This is a genomic window from Clostridium weizhouense, from assembly GCF_019431045.1.
In the GTDB taxonomy this organism is placed as follows: Bacteria; Bacillota; Clostridia; order Clostridiales; family Clostridiaceae; genus Clostridium; species Clostridium weizhouense.
In genome coordinates, this window is the sequence record NZ_JAHXPT010000009.1 from 138,014 (window position 1) to 159,856 (window position 21,843).

A 21,843-nucleotide genomic window follows, 5' to 3' on the forward strand; every position below is an offset into this window, starting at 1 on the left:
ACCTCCTTAAATTTCATGTAATTTATTTCTAAAATATATATCTACAATAAATATCACTTAGTAAAGTTAGGCATATAAAAGAAAATAACAAGTTCAAAATCCTATGATTATTTTTTTGAATGTGCCTTAGCTAAAATAGTGTCTATAGTTTAGATATGACTATTTTATCACATAAGAACCGTAAATGAAATAATTTAACAGAACATTAAAAAGCAAATACTATCAGCTTTTTAATAATATAAATTTTTATTTGAAATATATCTAAAGAAAAAAACTATTGACTTTAATTTCAGTTGCAACTAAAATAGTTACAACGGGAGTGATAAAAATGAAAATAAGCAGTAGATTTTCTGTAGCAGTTCATATTTTATCTATATTATCTATGGAAGATAAAAATTTATGTACTTCTGAATGGATAGCGGGTAGTGTAAATACTAATCCAGTTGTTATAAGAAGAGTTATTGGAATGCTAAAGAAAGCAGGGTTAGTTAATGTTATTGCAGGGGCTGGTGGAGCCTATTTATTAAAAGAATTAGATGAGATAACATTACTAGATGTATATAGGGCTGTGAATGTTGTGCAAGAAGGAGAATTATTTCAATTTCATGAATCACCGAATATAAATTGTCCTATTGGTGCAAATATTCAGTCAGTACTAGAATGTATTTTATTAAGTGCTCAAGAAGCTATGGAACAAGTATTAGAAAATGTAACAATGGAATATGTGGTTACTGGTATAAGAAAAAAAATTGAGAAATAAATCAATTTTTTTTATACTAGTTGTAACTTATAAAGTTACAACTATCCGTAGATTGATAAATTTGTGGTACATAAGTCTAATATCATAGGTAAAAATTTAGAATTGTTGTAACTGATATAGTTACAAATGAAAGTAGGAGGAGATTAAAATGTCATTAAATATTAAAGTATATTTTGATTTTGTTTGTCCATTTTGTTTTTTAGCAGAGGAAACTTTAAGTCAAGTAATAAAAGGAAAGGATATAAATATTCAGTGGATGCCGTTTGAATTAAGACCAGAACCATCAGAGAGAATTGATCCATGGAATGATCCATTAAAATTAAATTCATGGAATAATTTTATAAAACCAATGGCAGATAAATTAGGAATAAATATGAAGTTACCCAAATTATCGCCTCATCCATATACTAATTTAGCTTTTCAAGGTTATCATTATGCAAATGAACTTGGAAAAGGTGATGAATACATTAGAAAAGTTTTTAAAGGATTCTTTGAAGATGAATTAGATATTGGTAAGGCTGAAGTATTATCAAATTTGGCTGAACAAGTCGGTATAAATAAAGAAGAATTTATAGAAGTTTTAAATGCAAAGAAATATAAAGGTAAACAAGAAGAAGCATTAAAGCAAGCTTACGAGAAAGCAGATATTACAGCGGTACCTACAATTATGATAGGTAAGGAAATAATACAAGGGAACACTTCAAAAGAAAACTTAAAAAAAATAATAGATAAACAACTAATTTAAAAATAGTAAAATTATAGCTATATTTAAGTAAAATTTAATCATAAAGTTTATGTTAAGTTATACTTATACTTAAATATCAACTTATTAAAAAATAGTTAAACTTATAAATTAAATATTAAGTAAAAAAGTAATATTAGAATATACTTAATGTAACGAAAAAAGAGTATATAAGTGTAATAAATACAAAAAAATCAATTTATATTTATAATATGTAAAAATACCATTTAATTCTTAAGATTATATTATATATTCCGATAATTTATATAATAGAATACTTAGTTTAAAAATGGATTTACTAAGTGTTGTTGTCCAAGAGTGTGCAACCGTTAAGTTTACATATAGAAAAATTTACAGCATTAAATATAGAATTTAGATATACATTTTTGATTTTAACTTATAGAAACAGATTAGTTACGGATGCCAGCTATGGGAAAAAATAAGTTATGGGAGTGATAGAAATGTTGAAAAAGTTGTCTTTTAAAATGAAGCTGTTAATTATGATTTTGCCTGTTGTGATAATTGGAATGTCAATTTTGAGTTTTACAACATTTTATCAATTTAGAAAAAACATTCAAGAAGAACTTATTAATAACAGATTAGAGGAAGGAAAAAAACTAACTGAGAACATAAACACTTGGTTAGAAGGGAAACTATTAGAAGTACGAAGTGCGACTAATACACCTACAGCAAAACTAATAGAAACAGATATTGCAGCAGTAGATAATTTTAATGCAGAAAGAATTAAATTTTTAGAAAAAAATTATCCAGGAGAATATGATAATACATCTGCAACTTTATTTAATAATGATGGGAAATCTAGAGCACAATATTCAAATGGAAACTTTGTAAATGGAGATGTATCAGAAAAACCTTGGTATCAAAATTTAATGAAAGGTGTACCATATAATATATCTAATCCAGTAATATCAAAAGGTACTGGTAAGCTTTTAGTTGTAATAGGAGTTCCAATTAAAAATGAATCAGAACAATCAATAGGAACAATGATATCAGCAGTAAATCTTTCATATATTCAAGAAAAGGTTAAGGATTTTAAATTTGGTGAAAAAGGATATAGTTTATTAGTTGGACAAGATGGTACTATTCTTGAACATCCAGATGAATCATTAATAATGAAAACAAAAATGTCAGAAATACAAGATGGAAATATGCAATTGTTAGAAAAAGAAATGATGGAAAATGAATCAGGTGTATTTAGATTTGGAAGTGGAGATAATAAATCAATTGTATTTTATAATAAAGTTCCTTTATCAGGATGGAGTGTAGCAAGTGTAGTATCTGAAAAAGAATTATTTGCTTCTGTAGATAGATTAATGTTTATTTTATTACTAATAACGATAGTAATTGTATTTCTTATTGCACTTGTAATTATATTTGTGGCAAAACAAATGACATTACCATTAACTAAATTATCTGATTTTGCTGAAGAAATTGCATCAGGAAATCTTACAAATGAATTAGAAGTTCATGGTCAAGATGAAATTGCAAAAGTAACAAAAGGGTTAAATAATACAGTTTTAAAACTTAAAGAAATGATAGGTGACATAAGTAGTTCTGCTGATGAGGTTATGGTAGTATCCAATAGCTTAACTTCAGCGACAAGTGAATCTTTAAAAGGAAATGAAGAAGTTTCAAGAAGTATGCAAGAAATAGCTTCAGGAGCAGTATCACAGGCAGAGGGAGCAAGTAAAGCATCTATTGTAACTGAAGAGTTAGTTCAAGATATAAATGAAGTGTTTAAAAAGTGCAATTACATGATGAATATAGTAGAAAAATCAAGTGATACTAGTATTTCTGCTTCACAAGGTGTTAAAAAAGCAGTAGATAGTATAAAGAATATAGCTGTTACGAATAAATATAATGTTGAAGAAACACAAAAATTATTAGAACAATCTAGAGAAATTGGACAAATTGTAGATGTGATAACAGAGATATCAGAACAAACTAATCTTTTATCACTTAATGCAGCAATTGAAGCAGCTAGAGCAGGAGAGCAAGGTAGAGGATTTGCTGTAGTTGCAGAGGAAGTTAGAAATTTAGCAGAACAGTCAAGTAATTCATCAAAAAGAATAGCAGAACTTATTAATGGGGTTCAAAAACAAATTGAAATCATATCAGATAAGATGAATTCTGGAACAGATGAAGTTATGCATGGAGTTGAAATGGCTAAATTAGTTGGTAATGATTTTAAAGATATAGAAAAAGTATTTAATGAAGTTAAAGGTATAGTATCAGAGGTATCAGAAGCTACAAACAGAATGGAAAAGAAAGCAAATGTAACATCAGAGGTAATAAATAATGTTGCGGCTGTAACAGAAGAAAATTCAGCTGTAACAGAAGAAGTTACTGCATCAAATGAGGAACAAACTGCTTTTATGCATCAAATTGTAGATTCAACTTATACATTAGAAGAGTTAGTTAAGAAACTTAATAATACAGTAGAAAAGTTTAAACTATCATAATTTAGTTATATAAAAGCATTATAAAGAATAAAAAGCTTACAATCTTTATTTTAGAAGAGTGTAAGCTTTTTTATTTGATTATGTTTTTAGTGAATGTTGATATTGTAAAACATAGCATTTTATAATATTACTACGATTGTAATAGTTATTTAATTTTTATAGATTTAAATAAAAATTTTTTTATGTTATAATCTATTAGAATTATAAAGAAAAATAGTATAAAATGATATAATTATGTAAAAAAATAACAAAGAGGATTGAAAAATAATTAAGGCATTTTGGACTCGTTATTTTTCTACATATGCCTAATTTAAGGAGAGAAATTTAAATGAATATTTTGCTTATAAACCACTATGCGGGTTCTGATTATCATGGGATGGAATTTAGATCATATTACATGGGGAGAGAATGGGTTAACATGGGTCATAATGTAACAATTGTTGGTGCAGATTTTTCTCATTTAAGAAAGAAGAATCCTACGGTTAAAAATGATTTTGAAGAAGAAATAATTGATGGAATTACTTATGTATGGGTTAAAACTCCAGAATATAAAGGTAATGGTTTAGGAAGAGTTAAAAATATAGCTACTTTTATGTATAAATTAAGAATGAACTATAAAAAATTAGCTGACAAATATAAACCAGATGCAGTTATAGCATCTTCAACATATCCTTTAGATATATATCCAGCTCATAGAATAGCTAAAAGAAGTAATGGTAAAGTGTTTTTTGAAATACATGATTTATGGCCATTAACTCCTATGGAAATTGGAGGATATTCAGAAAAAAATCCAGCAATAGTAATGCTTCAAAAAGCAGAAGATTTTGCATTTAAAAATTCAGATAAAATAATATCAATTTTACCTAATGCAGATAAGCATATAAGAGAAAGAGGATTTAGTACAGATAATTATGTAAATGTACCTAATGGAATTATAATAAGTGATGAAAAGAAAAATCCTCCTATGGAAAGTAGTATAGAAAGATTACAAGAATTAAAAGAACAAGGATATTTCTTAATCGGATATACAGGAAATCATTCACCAGCAAATTCACTAGATACTATGCTTGATGCTGCGAAAAAAACTAAAGATGAAAAAGTAAAATATATATTAGTTGGTAATGGAAACATAAAAGATGAATTAATAGAGTATGCAAAGAGCAATAATATAACTAATGTAGAATTTTTAGATCCAGTGTTAAAAGACAATATGGAAAATGTATTAAAGTTATTAGACATATGTTATATTGGCTTAAGAAAAGAAAAATTATTTATGTATGGAGTTAGTCCAAATAAATTATTTGATTATATGTTAGCTGCTAGACCGATAATTTATTCTATAGAAGCTTCAAATGATCCAGTAACTGATGCAAACTGTGGAATTTCTGTTCCAGCTGAAGATAGTGATGCTGTAGTAGAAGCAGTTCTTAAAATTAAGAATTTATCAGATGAAGAAAAAGTAGCTATGGGTAATAATGGTCATAAGTATGTACTAGAAAATCATACTTATCATGGATTAGCAGAAAAGTTCTTAAATGCACTTAAGTAAATGTAATTAAGGCATAATAAAAAAATAAGGGATTTTGGGACTATTATTTTCGTTTATATGCCTAAATAATTTTAGTAAAGGATAGATATATGAATAAGTTTAATAAAATAATTAAAAGAATATTTGATTTTATATGTTCTTCTTTAGGACTTATAATACTTAGTCCACTATTTCTTATAATAGTTTTTAGAATAAAGTCTGGTTCAGATGGTCCAGTATTCTTTAAACAGATAAGAGTCGGAGAAGATGAAAAAGAGTTTGAAATTTTAAAATTTAGAACTATGGTAGTTGATGCAGAAAAGCTTGGCAAACAAATTACTGTAGGAAAAGATAATAGAATTACAAAAGTTGGAGCATTCTTAAGAAAATATAAGTTAGATGAATTACCACAATTAATTAATGTTTTTAAAGGTGAGATGAGTCTTGTAGGACCAAGACCTGAGGTGCCTAGATATGTTAAGTTATATAATGAAGATCAAAGACAAGTGTTTAAAGTAAAACCAGGTATAACTGACTTAGCATCAATAAGATATAAAGATGAAAATGAACTTCTTGGAAAAGCTGAAAATCCAGAAGAATTTTATATAAATACAATTATGCCAGATAAGTTAGCATTAAATTTAGAGTATATAAAGAGAAGCAATATCTTTTTTGATATTTACATAATACTTAAGACCATATTAAAGTGTATATAGTTTAATCAGAACATTGAAAAAATAATACTAAAATATAAAACTATATTTAAAATTTATACTATAATATTAATATCTTTTTAATATAGCCAAACATAAAATAAAAGAAAGAGGCCGGGTGAGATTATTATGAAAAAATTAAAATTTGCTATTATAGGTTGTGGAAGAATTTCTTATAAACATGTAGAAGCATTAGCTAAAAATATTGGAGAAGCTGAATTAGTTGCAACGTGTGATGTGGTTTTAGAAAAAGCTGAAGCTAAAAAAGCTGAATATATAGAAAAAACAGGAGCATCTAATGATACAGTTCATGCTTATGAAGATTATAAAAAGATGGTAGAAACTGAAGATATAGATGTTGTTACTATAGCAACAGAAAGTGGATATCATGCTGAAATAGCTATATACTGCATGAAAAAAGGTATAAATGCTTTAATAGAAAAACCAATGGCTATGTCTATTGATGATGCAAATGAAATGATTAAAGTAGCTAAAGAAAACAATGTAAAACTTGCTGTATGTCATCAAAACAGATTTAATAAACCAATACAAAAATTAAGAAAATCAATTGAAGAAAATAAATTTGGAAGATTAGTTAATGGTACTGCAAGAATACTTTGGAATAGAAATATGGGCTATTATGAACAAGCACCTTGGAGAGGAACTTGGGCATTAGATGGTGGTACATTAATGAATCAATGTATACATAATATTGACTTACTTCAATGGATGATGGGCGGAGAAGTTGAAAGAGTATATGCTGAATGTGATACTTATTTAAGAGATATTGAAGCAGAAGATTTTGGAGCAATTGTTGTAAGATTTAAAAATGGAGCTATTGGAATTATAGAAGGATCAGCTTGTGTTTATCCAAAGAATTTAGAAGAAACTTTAAGTATATTTGGAGAAACAGGAGCAGCTGTTATTGGAGGTCTTGCTGTTAATGAACTTAAGACTTGGAGATTTGAAGGTGAAGATGAAGAAGCGGCTAAAGAAGCTGTAAATGTAAAGATAGATAATGTTTATGGGGAAGGCCATACTCCATTATTTAAGGATGTAATTGATTCTATAAATAATGATAGAGAACCTTTAATATCAGGAGAAGAAGGTAAGAAAGCTATGTCAATAATTCTTGCTGCATATAAATCAAGAAAGACAGGAATGCCTGTTCAATTCCCATATGAAAACTTCAGTACATTAGATATGAAAGACGATTTCAAGGGTAGAAAATAATTAAATAAAGAGTCTATTTTAATAGAATTGTTAGTGTAGTATAAAACTCACATGGACAGAATTAAAATAGGAAACTTGACTCATATACATTCGTCCAGTAAGTTCGAGAAACAAAATATAAAATTTTGACTCTCACTTAAGAGTTCTAAAAAGCAAATTCCAATGCCAGTTCGCCCTTATACTAAACTAACAATGTTTAATTAAAACATACTCAAAATAAAGGCTGAAGGAAAGAGGAGTTCTTTTCTTCAGCCTTTTATATATGTTTAAGAAAGTATAATTTTTATATAAATTATGTATTTTTAGTTACTAATTAAAACGTTAATTAGTAAAATTTTTAGCATAAGTTAGTTACTTTTTGTTTTGACATAGGAAATATAATATATCCTATTAATATAGAAATTATAGTTGGGATAAGCCATGCAAATCCTGATTTTGCAAGAGGAATAAAACTTAAGTCAATGAAAGGTAGTATTTCAAATATACCAAATATTAATGAAGTATAAACTCCAATTCTTACAGCTTTTCTGTTTGTTAAAATTCTGTTTACTAATGTAGTAACGATTAAAGTTATAGTAACAGGATATAATATACTTAAAATAGGACCAGATATTTTAACTATTTTATCAACACCAAGAGAACCAATAAAAATACTTATTAATGAAATTACAATTGCATTTATCTTATAAGGTAATTTTCCATTAGAAACTTTTTCAAAAAATGAAGATCCTGCTGTTAATAATCCTATAGAAGTTGTTAAACAAGCAAGTCCAATAGCAATTCCTATTATAGTAGTACCAATATTACCTAATATATTGTTTGAAATTAATAATAACAAACTTGTTTTAGATAAATCAGCAATTTCAAATCCACTTGTTTGAGCACCTAAAAACATTAATCCACCATAAATAAATGCTAGACCAATTACAGCAACACCACTTGCTTTTAAAGTCATAGGAAGCAATTCTTTATCACTATATTTCTTTTCTCTAAGTGTAGTTGTAATCACAGTTGCAAACAATAATCCGGCTAAAGCATCCATTGTTTGATATCCTTCTATAAATGAGGAAGGTAATACAGAAGTTACTCCAGTTGAAGTTACATGTCCTATAGGAGAAACTATGCCTTTTATAATTATAAGAGTTAATATAACTATTAACATAGGAGTAAGATATTTACCTATAGTATCAATTATAGAAGATCTTTTTATTACAAATAATAAATTTACTGCAAAATATATTATCATTGAAATAAGAGGACTAAGATTAGGAACCAAAGGACTTATAGTTAATTCATAAGTTGTTGCAGCAGTTCTTGGAATTGCTAACATTGGACCTATTGTTATAAATAATATTGTAGCAAAAATTATTGAAAATTTTGGACCTATTTTAGATGCCATTGTTTCAAATGTACCATCACCTTTTGTTGCAGCTATTATAGCAAGAAGAGGTAATCCAACGCCAGTACATACAAAGCCTATAATACCTAAAATATATTGATCACCAATCATACGCCCTAAGAATGGTGGGAATATTAAATTACCCGCACCAAAAAACATAGCAAATAAAGCGAAGCCTATTATAATTACATCTTTTGTACTTTTTTTCATATATAATTTCCTCCTTAAATTTTTGAAAATATAATACTAATTCAGATTTTTATCAAATATTTTATATCTAGAAAGCATTTATTATGCCTAAATTGAAACAAAATATATAATCATAAATAATAATCTTTAATTTAAATAATTACTTAAAATTAAAGATTATTATTTAGAAGCATGTCTATCAATAAAGTCGCACTTTAGATATTAACATAACATTAAGATATCATCAACAAAGAATATCAATATATGACTAGAAATTTAAATAAAAAGCATAATAAAAGCGGTATATTTTTATTAAAATATTAAAAAAATATTTCGATATTTAATATTTAAGCAACTGAATATGAAGACTTAGCATTACATATTAACACATTACTAAATATGTGATAACATAAGAGTATAATAGTGTTAAAACTAAACTAATCTATATTTATTGTAAAAAAAGTTTTCTTTAAAATTATGCTTATAAAAAATTCAAATAAAGTTAAGAATTATTTTATAATAAAAAATATATGGAAAATATTAAAACTATTATTTCTTTTAGATGTTTAATATTAAAAAATATAACTTTATGAGAGGAATGTATAAAATGAAAGTTAAAAAAGCGATTATTCCAGCAGCTGGACTTGGAACAAGATTTTTACCAGCAACTAAAGCTCAACCAAAGGAGATGCTTCCTATAGTTGATAAGCCAACAATTCAATATATAATTGAAGAAGCCGTTGCATCAGGAATTGAAGAGATACTTATTATAACAGGAAGAAATAAAAAATGTATTGAAGATCATTTTGATAAATCAATAGAATTAGAATTAGAACTAGAGAAGTCAGGTAAGGCGGAATTATTAGAATTAGTAAAAGACATTTCTGATATGGTTGATATCCATTACATAAGACAAAAGGAGCCTAGAGGTTTAGGTCATGCTATTCATTGTGCTAAAACATTTGTAGGCAATGAGCCATTTGCAGTATTATTAGGTGATGATGTTGTTGATAGTAAAACACCATGCTTAAAACAATTAATTAACTGTTTTAATGAGTATAATACAACTATTTTAGGAGTTCAAACTGTACCAGAAGAAAACGTATCAAAATATGGAATAGTTAACGGAATTCATATAGAGAATAATGTATATAAAGTTAAAGATTTAGTTGAAAAGCCATCTGTTGAAGAAGCACCAAGTAATGTTGCAATTTTAGGAAGATATATAATAACTCCTCAAATTTTTGATATTTTAGAAAATACAAAACCAGGTAAGGGTGGAGAAATACAATTAACAGATGCATTAAAAGTATTAATTAGTCAAGAAGCTATGTATGCTTATAACTTTGAAGGAAAACGATATGATGTTGGAGATAAACTAGGATTTTTACAGGCTACAATAGAATTTGCTTTAAAGAAAAATGAATTAAGAGAAAGTTTTATTGATTATTTAAATACAAAACCTTGGGAAAAATAAAAAAATATTTAATATGTAAAGAGATTATTTTAAATTTTTAAATTTAAGATAATCTCTTTTATCTTTATAGAAATTTACAGATTTTTTTGTATAAAATTTTAACTTTTAGTATTTGTAATTTATAGATTTAAATAATAAAGCATTATATAATAATATTTCATAAAATAATTTAATTAAATAATAAATATAATATAAATTTCTTTAAAATCCTTTAATTACAATTAAAGTATATTAAAAAAATATCGAAAATATTAATGTGTAAAAATAAAAGGGGGGAATTGTTAAAATGAAAACAGATAAAAAGGGAAATATTAAATTAAATTTTAAATCTATTAAAGATAAATTAGTTGCAATAATGATAGGAATTGCAGCAATTCCTATATTAGTATTAGGCATTGCATCACTTACAGAGTTTACAATTTCAAGTGATAAAGAATTTAAAAAAAGTGGAACTAGTTTAGGACAATCTGTCAAAGAAAATGTAAATTCGAAATTTAATACTGTAGAACAGGCTATGAATTATATAATAAATAATAATAAGTTTGATGAATCAGAAGAATCAAATAAAAAAATAAACCAAGATTTTGAATTATTTAAAGAAGGTAATAAAGATATTGTTACAGCTTATTATTATAGTGAAAATAGCAAAAAATTCCTGATGTATCCTTATGAAGAGATGCCACAAGCTGATTATACAACTAGAGAGTGGTATGTAAAAGCAAAAGAAGCAAATGGTGAATTTGCAATAACAGATGTATATCAAGATATAACAAGTAAAGAATATGTAGTTACTATTTCTAAAAATGTTATTAAAGATAATAAACTTGTTGGAGTTTTATGTGCAGATGTTAATTTAACTAGTATTGCAAAGTCTATATCTAACATTAAATATGGAGAAAAAGGAATTTTAGAGATAGTTGATAAAAAAGGTACAACAATTGCACATACAAATAGTGAGTACATAGGAAATAATAATATAACAAAAAATTCTAAGTGGAATAATATATTAAACACAAATGAAGATTTTATAGATATGGATATTGATAAAGTAGAATATAAAGTTAATTTTACAACTTTAGATAAGATAGGATGGAAAATATTATTACAAATACCACAATCAGAATTGAAAGCAACACAAAAAGATTATAAGGTAGTTTTGTTTGCAACCTCAATAGTATTATTAGTTTTAGTAATAATTATAGGAAGAATATTTTCTATTAGATTAGCTAAGAATATAGTTAATTTAAAGAAAGCAATAGGGAAAACAGCAACAGGAGATTTTAGTGAGAAAATAAGTATTCCAACTGGTGATGAATTAGAAGAATTAGCTATAAGTTTTAATGATATGCAAGAAAATGTTTCTAAATTAATTTATGATGTGGATAATTCTATTAAAGAAGTAAATAGTACTTCTGCTAATTTATCTAGCATGAGTGAAGAAGTATCATCAGCAATTTCTCAAGTTGCAGATACTATTGGTGAAATTTCTAAGGGGAGTATGGAATCAGCACAAAACCTTGAGATTTTATCAAGTAATTTAGAAGATGTATCAACTGAAATAAATACAATAAATACTGAAAGTAAAAATATCAATAATTTAGCGATAGATACTAACAATTTAAGTAAAGAAGGACTTGAAATGATAAAAACTATTATGGATAAATCAAGTCAAACTAAAGAAAGTACAATTGATGTTAGTAATGTAGTCTCAACGGTTGCAGAAAGTGTTCAAAGCATTGCATTTATGAATGAAGCAATAGCTAAAATTACTGAGCAAACTAATCTTTTAGCATTAAATGCTGCAATAGAAGCAGCAAGAGCAGGAGAAGCAGGGAAAGGATTTGCAGTTGTAGCAGATGAAATAAGAAAATTAGCAGAACAAACAGCACAATCGGCTAAAGAAATTGATAAAACAATAAAGGATGTTTCTACAAATGTTGATAGGGCAGTTTATCAAGTAGAAGAAACTAGTAAGGCAGTAAAAAGTCAAGAAGAATCAGTTTTAAATGCAGAGAGTATTTTTAATAGCATATTATCATCAATAAATGATTTAACAAATAAACTAGAAAGAATTACAATTGGAGTAGGAGAGGTTACGTCAAAGAAAGATAGTATTGTAAATCAAGTTCAAAATTTATCTGCGATAGGAGAAGAAACAGCAGCGGGTACAGAAGAAGTATCAGCGTCATCCGAAGAAGTTGCAGCATCATCAGATGAATTTGTTGGATATGCTAATAGATTAAAAGGATTATCATCACATTTAAATGAAGAAATAAAGAAATTTAAATTGAAATAAGACTTTAATATATTATATATCACAGATGAGAATTGTAATATAACAATTTGTTTTAAATAAAAATAGAAGCCAGTTTTGGCTTCTATTTTTATTTAAAATGATTTTGGAATAAATCCTATTTTCTTTTGCATCTTTCTTAATGTCTTATTAGCAATATAAGAAGCTTTTTTAGCACCTTCACTGTATATTGCTTCTAATTTAGTTTTGTCTTTTAAGAATTCAGCAACTTTTTCTTGTAGTGGAGTTAATTCACCAATTACAGCATCAGCTACATCATTTTTTAATTCTGCATAACCTTTACCTTCATAGTTACTAACTAAAGATTCTGGACTTTCACCTTTTATAGTTCCTAATATATTTAATAGATTTTTAACACCAGGTTGATCGTCAGTATAATTTACAACTCCAAGACTGTCAGTTACAGATCTATTAATTTTCTTTTTTATAACATCAGGTGGATCCATAATTAATATAAAGCCATTAGGATTATCATCAGATTTTGACATTTTCTTTGATGGATCTTGAAGACTCATAATTTTTGCACCAGCTTTTGGAATGTATGGATCTGGAATCTTAAATGTATCACTATAAGTACTATTAAATCTTGCAGCAATATCTCTTGCTAGTTCTAAATGTTGCTTTTGATCAGCACCAACCGGAACTAAATCTGTATTGTATAAAAGTATATCTGCTGCCATTAATACTGGATAATTAAATAGTCCAGCACCTATTGAATCACCATATTTTTGTGATTTATCTTTATATTGAGTCATTCTACCAAGTTCACCCATATAACTATTACAAGTAAGTAGCCATGAAGCTTCTGCATGGGCTGAAACATGAGATTGAATAAATAATGTATTTTTATTAGGATCTATTCCTGCTGCTAAATATATAGATAATAACTCTAAAGTTCTTCTTCTTAAATCAGCAGGTTTTTGACGCACTGTTATAGCATGTAAATCTACAACGCAATAATAAGTATCAAATTCATCTTGTAGCTTTACCCAATTTTTTAAAGCTCCAAGATAGTTACCTAAAGTTAAATCACCAGAAGGTTGAATACCACTAAAGATAACCTTTTTCTTTTCAACTGTATTTTCTGACATGAAAAACACCTCTTTCTAAGGTAGATAGTAATACTTATATTATAGTTTTTGCTTAATAGGAAGTCAATTATTACAAAAATAAGTAGAATTTTATTGGGAAAATATAGTATATATTGTATAGAATACTATGAATAATAGATTAATAAGAATTAATATGATAAAATGGTTGTAAAATACTGTAGATGGATATAGTCAAAATAAAAAAATGTATTTAGGTTTTGGAGGCTGAAATTATGAAAATATGTTATTTAGCAGATATTAATAGTGCTCATACTCATAAATGGTTAAATTATTTTGTGAAGAAGGGGTATGATATTCATGTTATATCACTTGGAAAAGGTGAATATGAGGGGGTTACAGTACATTGTTTAGATGTAGATGATACTGTTATGAAAAAGGCTTCTGATAAAACAAAAATGGGATATTTAAAAAAGCTTACAAAGGTAAAGGAATTAGTTAAGAAAATAAAACCCGATATACTTCATGCACATTATGCTAGTAGTTATGGTTTATTAGGGGCATTAACTAATTATCATCCATATGTGATTTCAGTTTGGGGTAGTGATGTATATGATTTTCCTATAAAATCTCCACTACATAAATTTATAATAAAATATAATTTAAAGAAGGCAGATTATATTTTATCAACAAGTAATGTTATGAAAAAGGAAACTGAAAAATATACTAATAAAGAAATTGAAGTAACGCCTTTTGGAGTTGATATTAATAAATTTGTACCAAATAAAATAGATAAAGACGAAATTATAATTGGAACTATTAAAACATTAGAAGAAAAATATGGAGTTCAGTATTTAGTTAAAGCATTTAAAGAGGTTAAAGATAGAAATAAGAATTTAAATCTTAAATTAAGAATTGGAGGAAAAGGAAGTCAAGAAAGTTACTTAAAAGAATTATCAAAAAAACTTGGAATAGAAGATGATGTTACATTTTTAGGATTTGTTAGACCAGAAAATGTTATAAAGGAATTTCAAAATTTTGATATGGCAGTATTTCCTTCGACTTTAGATAGTGAAAGTTTTGGTGTTGCAGCAGTGGAATCAGAGGCTTGTGGTACACCAGTAATTGTTTCAGATGTAGGGGGACTAATGGAGTCGACCAAACCTGGAGTTACTAGTTTAGTTGCTAAAAAAGGTTCTGTATCTGAACTTACAGATAGAATAGATGAATTAGTTAAGAATAAAGAATTAAGAGAAAAAATGGGAAGAGATGCAAGGCAATTTGTTATTGATAACTATAGTTTAGAAGATAATTTTAGCTATGTAGAAAGTATATATAAAAAAATAATTAACATGTTTTAATATAGTATTGATATTATAGTATAAACCTTATGGACAGGGGAAGCTATTTTAAGAACTCTAAAATATCAACATTTATTTATTAAATCAATAATATATTGTATCGCTACATTTGAATGAAACATAATTTTTGAATATAATATCCTTAGAAATTATTTTAAGGGGGCAAAAATTATGGGAAGTAAAAAAATAAATACTAAAGAGCTAGTATTAATGGGATTAATGATAGCTTTAGTATACTTAGCTGGGAGTATAATTAAAATTCCTTCAGTTGGAGGATTTGTTCACATTGGTGATTGTATGGTGTTTTTATCAGTAATAGTACTTGGTAAAAATAAAGGGGCTGTTTCTAGTGCATTAGGTATGTTTCTTGTTGATGTATTAGGTGGATATTATTTGTGGGCACCATTCACTTTAATAATTAAAGGATTAATGGCATATATTGCAGGAATTATTTTAGAAAGAATGAAAAGTCATAATGTAGTGTTTAGTTATGTAATAACATTTTTTATTAGTGGATTATTTATGGTTGTAGGATATTTCTTTGCAGGTACAATTATGGCAGGTTTTTTAACAGAAAAATCAGGATTTCTTCAAGGGCTAATATATGCATCTAAAGATATATTAGGAAATATAATACAAGTTGGAACTGGAATAGTAATTGCAATACCATTAAGTACTATATTAATAAAAGCTAAAAACTCAGTTTTTAATTAGATTATGCTTGGGATTTTAGCTACATTAAATAAGATATAGTTAAAAAATAACGAGTGTATCTGCCAAGTCTAATTTTAATTATACTGCGTCAGCAGATTTGTCTAATAAAAAATAATCATGGAATTTCAGACACGTTATTTTCATTTATATTTTTAAAATAATAGATTAAATAGATGATTATACTAATATTGTATTAATAGTAATCTAGAATATAGTTAAAATAATAAAAAGTTCTTTATGAATTTAATTCATAAAGAACTTTTTATGAGTCTTAATATAAAAATAACTATCTTCTGTTATTTCTTTCAGCTTTTCTAGCTCTTCTACAATCAGGACATCTTACAGGTTCATTTTCAAATCCTTTTTCTTTGTAGAATTCTTGCTCTCCAACTGTGAAAATGAATTCCTTTCCACAATCTTTACACATTATTTTCTTATCTTCCATATTGAAATCCTCCTTAAATTTATAGGGCTAATTGACTTTGATAACTCCAACCTTATAAATAGAGAAGGAACGGGAAATTATCATCGAGAATCACCTATTATCTTTTAAATTTATTATAACATATATATGTTTTAATACAATATTTAAAATTTTAATTGAATAAATTTTATAAAACGATTAAATAACTGTATTTTATAGAATAAAATACTCACTTTATTAATTTTTTCTTTGAATTTTTTTATATTGTGTATACATTATAATATAACCTAATAATGGTACTATCAATAATAGTATTAATGAAATTAATTGAAAATATCTTAGTGAATTAAACAAAATATAATTATTATTTGAAATTATATAAGATATTATAAAAACTACTATAGTAAACAAAGAAAAATATATTTTTTTATTTTTAATCTTATTTCTATACAATAAGTATATACCATAACTACATAAAATATACTTAATAAAAAAACTTATAATTATTCTAAAAATATAAAAAAGCTGACCAAATTCTACAAACTCTAATGTTTTTACTCTTTGAGATTGTATAAATCCTGAATAAAAGATGTTTGCAGATCTTTCTACACCTAAAGAAGCAATTACACCTATTATAGAAAATAATAATATTACTGAACATATTATTGTGCCATTAAGTGAATGTTTTTTCAATTTATCTTTATTATTTAGTAACATTAAATAAGGAATTGTTATTGAAATTGAGGATAAAGATCCTATTAATAGAATAATACATTTAAGTGAATCCCAATTTAATGCATCATGCAAAATTGGAAGAATATAACTATAATTTTTGTATGGTTCAACTAAAACTCCAAGTATTACATCATTAACTAATAAAAACGAAAAGCCAACGATAATAAAGATTAATATTGATGAAAATTTTCTTGTTAATACATAAAAAGTAGGTATTAAAAACAACAATACACAACACCAAACAGGAGCTTCAAGAAAGAAAGATGTATATACAAAATTTGATTCTGTAGAGGCACTTTCTATAGAGGTTAAGAATAATCCTATAGCAAATAAAAATATGAAAAGTTTTGATAAAAACTTAGACATATATGAACTTGATAGATCTGTTATATTAAGATTTTGCATTTTAATTGATGAATTAATAATAAAATAAAAAAATAATATCATAATTAATAATGATATTAGTAGATATATCCAAGTATCTTGTTTGCCATATTTTATAAATAAAGAACAATAGGTTCTAAGGCTAATTAAAGTACTTGCTAATATAAAAAATATAAAATGTTTACTTGATAAATCTTTTTTCATTTAAATTACTCCCTTTTTAGTGTATATCAATAATTATTATTAGTATTTTATATAAAGTAATAAAATACTAAACTAAATATATTATTTGTATTATTTTTCAAAATAATACCTCTATTTTAGTATTAACAAAAAAATGAATATTAAACCATGGATAGAGAGATAATATTTTCAGGTGATGTATTTATGAATAAAAATTTAAATTATTTAAAAAAACGTTTTGAAAAAGCATTTGATGCAAAGTACAGAGAAATTGATACTAAATTAGGAAAGGCGACACTAGTATTTATTGATACTTTGTGTAATTCACAGTTTATAAGCGATTATATTGTAAGTCCTTTAAAAAATAAACAATATGAATGTAATACTATAGACGATGTAGTTACAAAAGTATTAGAAATCAACATAACTGATTATGTAAAAGACTTGGATGATGCAGTATTACATATATTATCTGGTGATATTGTATTAACTTTTGAAGATGAAGAAAAGATGATTTATTGTGAAGTTAAGGGGTTTCCTACAAGAGGGATTGGTATACCATTAACTGAATCAGTGCTTAAAGGACCTAGAGAAGGATTTAATGAACTATTTGTTAACAGTATTTCTTTAATAAGAAGAAAAATTAAAAATTCTGATTTGAAATTTGAACCAATATATGTTGGAGAAAAATCTCAAACAGTAGTATGTATATCTTATATAGAAGGAGTAGCACCAAAACATTTAATAGATGAAGTTAGAAATACAATTAATGGATTGAACTTAGATTTTATTTTAGATACAAATTATATAGAATCTAAATTACGAAAGAAAAATTCATTATTTGATACTGTAGGTTATACAGAAAAACCTGATGAAGTAGCATCTAAAATTATGGAGGGAAGAGTAGCTGTATTAGTTGATGGGACTCCTTTTGTTATAACATTACCATGTTTCTTTTTAGAAAATTTTCAAACTCCAGATGATTATTATTTAAATAGGATGTTTGTAAATTTTATGAGAGTATTAAGATGGGTAGCATTTTTTTTAGCAACATTTATGCCAGGCTTATACATAGCAACTGTTACACATCATTTTTCTTTATTAACGCCGATGTTTACATTTAGATTAGCAGTTGCAAGAGCAGGAGTACCATTTCCAACATGGCTTGAAGTGACAATAATGATGTTAGCATTTCAACTTATAAAAGAAGCGGGACTAAGATTGCCTCAACCAATTGGAGGGGCAATGAGTATAGTTGCTGCTTTAATATTAGGAGATGCAGCAGTAGGAGCTGGAATAGCATCAAAAATAACTATAATAATAGTAGCATTAAGTACATTAAGTTATTTTTTAATACCTAAAATTTATGGGGCAATTTCAATATGGTCTATTATAATAACAATTATGAGTGCAATTTTTGGGTTACCAGGTTTATTTACAGGTTTTATAGTTTTACTGACTAATATAGCTGATTTAGAAACAGGAGGATATACATATTTATTCCCAGTTGGAACTAATTCAATATATAAATTTAAAGATGTAACTTTCAGAGGTCGTATAAGTAGAATATCTAAAACGATAATAGGAAAGGGGATAGATGATGAAAATTAAAAAAATATTTATAATTTTAATATTAATTATATCTTCATTTTCTATGGTTTCTTGCTTTAATTATAATGATATAAATAGGGTGACATTTGTAACAGGTATTATTTTTGATGAAGATAAAAATTCCAATGTTGTATTATATTTAGATTGTGTAAAAGCATATAGAAATGCTAATGAAAGTGCTGATAAGGGTAAAAGAATACTTTATAAAGGAGAGGGAAAAACAGCATTGGAAGCAATAAAAGATGTAAATAGGGTTTCGAGTTTTAACTTGAATTTTTCTCAAAATAGGGCATATATTTTTACTGGAAATGCTGTTAATAGTGGAATAAAGAAATATATAGATTTAATAAATAATGACCCTGAATTTCCTATAACTCCAAATATATTTGTATATCATGGTGATATTAACCATCTTTTAGATATGTCTAAAAGTGATGAAGAATATCTAGGTTTATTCTTAGATAATTTGATAGAAAAAAATAAACATACTCCAAAGGTTATACAATCTAATACAAGTGATTATATGGCAAAAAGATTGATGGAAAATAATCTTGCTATTATGACTTCAATAGATTTAAAAGATGATGTTTTTGATAAAAAAATACAACTTAATGGTGGAACTGTAATGCAAGATGATAGAATGGTTGGTAAAATAGATAATTTAAATGCCTTAAGTTATAACTTATTAATAAATAATGTAAGAACTGGAAGTTTAGAAATTGTTAATGAAGAGACTGAAAATGATTTTATAACATTAAATATTCTTAAAACTAATACTAGTACATCTATAACATCTAATGATGATAAATTTATTTTGAAGAAAAAGATTAATTTAAAAACTAATATAGCAGAATCTCAAAGTAAGCTTTTAATAAATTCTGAGCTTTTAGATAAATTAAAAAGATTAGAAGAGGAAAGTATAAAACTTCATACTAAACAAGTTTTTGAAGAATATAAAGAAAGAAATATTGATATATTAGAAGTTTTAAATTTACTTAATAAAAAATATGGGTATGAAGAAGAACCTGATTATTTATCAAAGGTAGAGTTAGAAGTTGATGTAGATTTACAAATAGATGGCACTGGAAGAGTTAAAAATACTTTATAATTACGATATGTTAAAAAACATGTAGATATTTACTTAAAATTTATCTTTTGCAATAAAAATGCCTAATGTAAACTGAGAGGATTTTTGGCCAATGTTGCCAAAATATAAGTATGAGGCTATACTATACATAAGGTACAATCGAAAGATGTATATGTTTTAGTTTTAACTAGTTATTTATTTAGGAGGTTTTATAGTAATGGCAAATGTATTAGATGAGTTACTGGATCGTGGGTATATAAAACAATTCACTCATGAAGAAGAAACAAGAAAATTATTAGAAAATGAGAAGGTAACTTTTTATATAGGATTTGATCCAACAGCAGATAGTTTACATGTAGGTCACTTTATAGCTATGATGTTTATGGCACATATGCAAAGAGCAGGACATAGACCAATTGCATTGTTAGGTGGCGGAACAGCAATGGTTGGAGACCCAAGTGGTAAAACTGATATGAGAAAGATGCTTACTAAGGAACAAATTCAACACAATGTTGATTCTATAAAGAAACAAATGGAAAGATTTATAGATTTTTCTGACGATAAAGCTTTAATAGTGAACAATGCAGATTGGTTATTAGATCTTAATTATGTTGACTTTTTAAGAGAAGTTGGAATTCATTTTTCAGTAAATAGAATGTTATCAGCTGAATGCTTTAAGCAAAGATTAGAAAAAGGACTATCATTCTTAGAATTTAACTATATGTTAATGCAAGGATATGATTTCTATGTTTTAAATCAAAAATACGGTTGTAAGATGGAATTAGGCGGAGATGACCAATGGTCTAATATGATTGCTGGTGTTGAACTTGTAAGAAGAAAAGCTCAAGGTGATGCAATGGCTATGACTTGCACATTATTAACTAATAGCCAAGGACAAAAGATGGGTAAAACTGTTGGAGGAGCATTATGGCTTGATGCTAATAAGGTATCTCCTTTTGATTTTTATCAATATTGGAGAAATGTTGATGATGCAGATGTAGAAAAATGTTTAGCTTTATTAACATTCTTACCAATGGATGAAGTAAGAAGACTTGGTGCATTAGAAGGTGCAGAAATAAATCAAGCTAAAAAGATTCTTGCATTTGAAGTAACAAAACTTGTACATGGTGAAGAAGAAGCTAAAAAAGCAGAAGAAGCTGCAAATGCTTTATTCTCAGGTGGCGCAGATATGTCAAATGTACCAACAGTAACTATATCAAAAGAAGATTTAGGTTCATCTCTTTTAGATATAATAGCAAGTACTAAAATTGTACCATCTAAAAAAGAAGGTAGAAGATTAATAGAACAAGGTGGTCTATCAATTAATGGTGAAAAAGTTACTGAGATTTCTAGAATTTTAACAGAAGATGATTTTAAAGATGGTTCTGCATTAATAAAAAGAGGAAAGAAAAATTATAATAAAATCGAAATAAAATAATATATTTTAATTATAAGTG

General features: G+C 26.3%; 17 protein-coding genes. 13 read left to right on the forward strand and 4 right to left on the reverse strand.

Annotated elements, in window-relative coordinates; genetic code table 11:
* Positions 1-328 precede the first annotated feature (328 nt).
* From KYD98_RS11925 to KYD98_RS11950, 6 genes are all read left to right on the forward strand, one after another.
* Positions 329-760 (forward strand): Rrf2 family transcriptional regulator, encoded by a 432-nt coding sequence (locus tag KYD98_RS11925; protein WP_219780262.1) that lies wholly within the window; start codon positions 329-331, stop codon positions 758-760.
* Positions 761-908: 148 nt separating this feature from the next.
* Positions 909-1,505 (forward strand): DsbA family oxidoreductase, encoded by a 597-nt coding sequence (locus tag KYD98_RS11930; RefSeq protein WP_219780263.1) that lies wholly within the window; start codon positions 909-911, stop codon positions 1,503-1,505.
* Positions 1,506-1,963: 458 nt separating this feature from the next.
* A complete protein-coding gene (locus tag KYD98_RS11935) occupies positions 1,964-3,985 on the forward strand; it encodes a methyl-accepting chemotaxis protein (RefSeq protein WP_258049794.1) in 2,022 nt (673 codons plus the stop codon).
* A gap of 328 nt (positions 3,986-4,313) precedes the next feature.
* Positions 4,314-5,534, forward strand: coding sequence for a glycosyltransferase family 4 protein (locus KYD98_RS11940; protein WP_219780264.1), 1,221 nt, complete (start codon positions 4,314-4,316; stop codon positions 5,532-5,534).
* An 89-nt stretch (positions 5,535-5,623) separates the two neighbouring features.
* Complete coding sequence (locus KYD98_RS11945) at positions 5,624-6,229, forward strand: sugar transferase (protein ID WP_219780265.1); 606 nt, start codon at positions 5,624-5,626, stop codon at positions 6,227-6,229.
* A 126-nt stretch (positions 6,230-6,355) separates the two neighbouring features.
* A complete protein-coding gene (locus KYD98_RS11950) occupies positions 6,356-7,459 on the forward strand; it encodes a Gfo/Idh/MocA family protein (protein ID WP_219780266.1) in 1,104 nt (367 codons plus the stop codon).
* A gap of 337 nt (positions 7,460-7,796) precedes the next feature.
* Here KYD98_RS11950 and brnQ read toward each other — a convergent pair whose 3' ends face one another.
* Positions 7,797-9,068, reverse strand: coding sequence for a branched-chain amino acid transport system II carrier protein (gene brnQ / locus KYD98_RS11955; RefSeq protein ID WP_219780267.1), 1,272 nt, complete (start codon positions 9,066-9,068; stop codon positions 7,797-7,799).
* Positions 9,069-9,654: 586 nt separating this feature from the next.
* Here brnQ and galU point away from each other — a divergent pair.
* Together galU and KYD98_RS11965 are read left to right on the forward strand one after the other, a co-directional pair.
* Positions 9,655-10,524, forward strand: coding sequence for a UTP--glucose-1-phosphate uridylyltransferase GalU (gene galU, locus KYD98_RS11960; RefSeq protein ID WP_219780268.1), 870 nt, complete (start codon positions 9,655-9,657; stop codon positions 10,522-10,524).
* Between the two features lie 286 nt (positions 10,525-10,810).
* Complete coding sequence (locus KYD98_RS11965; RefSeq protein WP_219780269.1) at positions 10,811-12,820, forward strand: methyl-accepting chemotaxis protein; 2,010 nt, start codon at positions 10,811-10,813, stop codon at positions 12,818-12,820.
* Between the two features lie 92 nt (positions 12,821-12,912).
* On the opposite strand, the gene trpS is transcribed toward KYD98_RS11965, so the two are convergent.
* Positions 12,913-13,929, reverse strand: coding sequence for a tryptophan--tRNA ligase (gene trpS / locus KYD98_RS11970; protein ID WP_219780270.1), 1,017 nt, complete (start codon positions 13,927-13,929; stop codon positions 12,913-12,915).
* A 233-nt stretch (positions 13,930-14,162) separates the two neighbouring features.
* On the opposite strand from trpS, the gene KYD98_RS11975 reads away from it, so the two are divergent.
* Both KYD98_RS11975 and KYD98_RS11980 read left to right on the forward strand, forming a co-directional pair.
* Positions 14,163-15,248: a glycosyltransferase family 4 protein gene (locus KYD98_RS11975; RefSeq protein WP_219780271.1), complete on the forward strand. Its 1,086-nt coding sequence runs from the start codon at positions 14,163-14,165 to the stop codon at positions 15,246-15,248.
* A gap of 171 nt (positions 15,249-15,419) precedes the next feature.
* Positions 15,420-15,962, forward strand: coding sequence for an ECF transporter S component (locus KYD98_RS11980; RefSeq protein ID WP_219780272.1), 543 nt, complete (start codon positions 15,420-15,422; stop codon positions 15,960-15,962).
* A gap of 286 nt (positions 15,963-16,248) precedes the next feature.
* On the opposite strand, the gene KYD98_RS11985 is transcribed toward KYD98_RS11980, so the two are convergent.
* Both KYD98_RS11985 and KYD98_RS11990 read right to left on the reverse strand, forming a co-directional pair.
* Positions 16,249-16,407: a zinc-ribbon domain-containing protein gene (locus KYD98_RS11985; RefSeq protein WP_219780273.1), complete on the reverse strand. Its 159-nt coding sequence runs from the start codon at positions 16,405-16,407 to the stop codon at positions 16,249-16,251.
* Between the two features lie 216 nt (positions 16,408-16,623).
* On the reverse strand, positions 16,624-17,709 hold the full coding sequence (locus KYD98_RS11990; RefSeq protein WP_219780274.1) for a GerAB/ArcD/ProY family transporter: 1,086 nt from the start codon (positions 17,707-17,709) through the stop codon (positions 16,624-16,626).
* 183 nt (positions 17,710-17,892) lie between these two features.
* Between KYD98_RS11990 and KYD98_RS11995 the strand changes: the two genes are divergently transcribed.
* The 3 genes from KYD98_RS11995 (at position 17,893) to tyrS (ending at position 21,824) form a co-directional block, all read left to right on the forward strand.
* Positions 17,893-19,299, forward strand: coding sequence for a spore germination protein (locus tag KYD98_RS11995; protein ID WP_219780275.1), 1,407 nt, complete (start codon positions 17,893-17,895; stop codon positions 19,297-19,299).
* Positions 19,289-20,407, forward strand: coding sequence for a Ger(x)C family spore germination protein (locus KYD98_RS12000; RefSeq protein ID WP_219780276.1), 1,119 nt, complete (start codon positions 19,289-19,291; stop codon positions 20,405-20,407). The genes KYD98_RS11995 and KYD98_RS12000 overlap by 11 nt, the downstream gene beginning before the upstream one ends.
* 196 nt (positions 20,408-20,603) lie before the next feature.
* Positions 20,604-21,824 (forward strand): tyrosine--tRNA ligase, encoded by a 1,221-nt coding sequence (gene tyrS, locus KYD98_RS12005; protein WP_219780277.1) that lies wholly within the window; start codon positions 20,604-20,606, stop codon positions 21,822-21,824.
* Positions 21,825-21,843 lie beyond the last annotated feature (19 nt).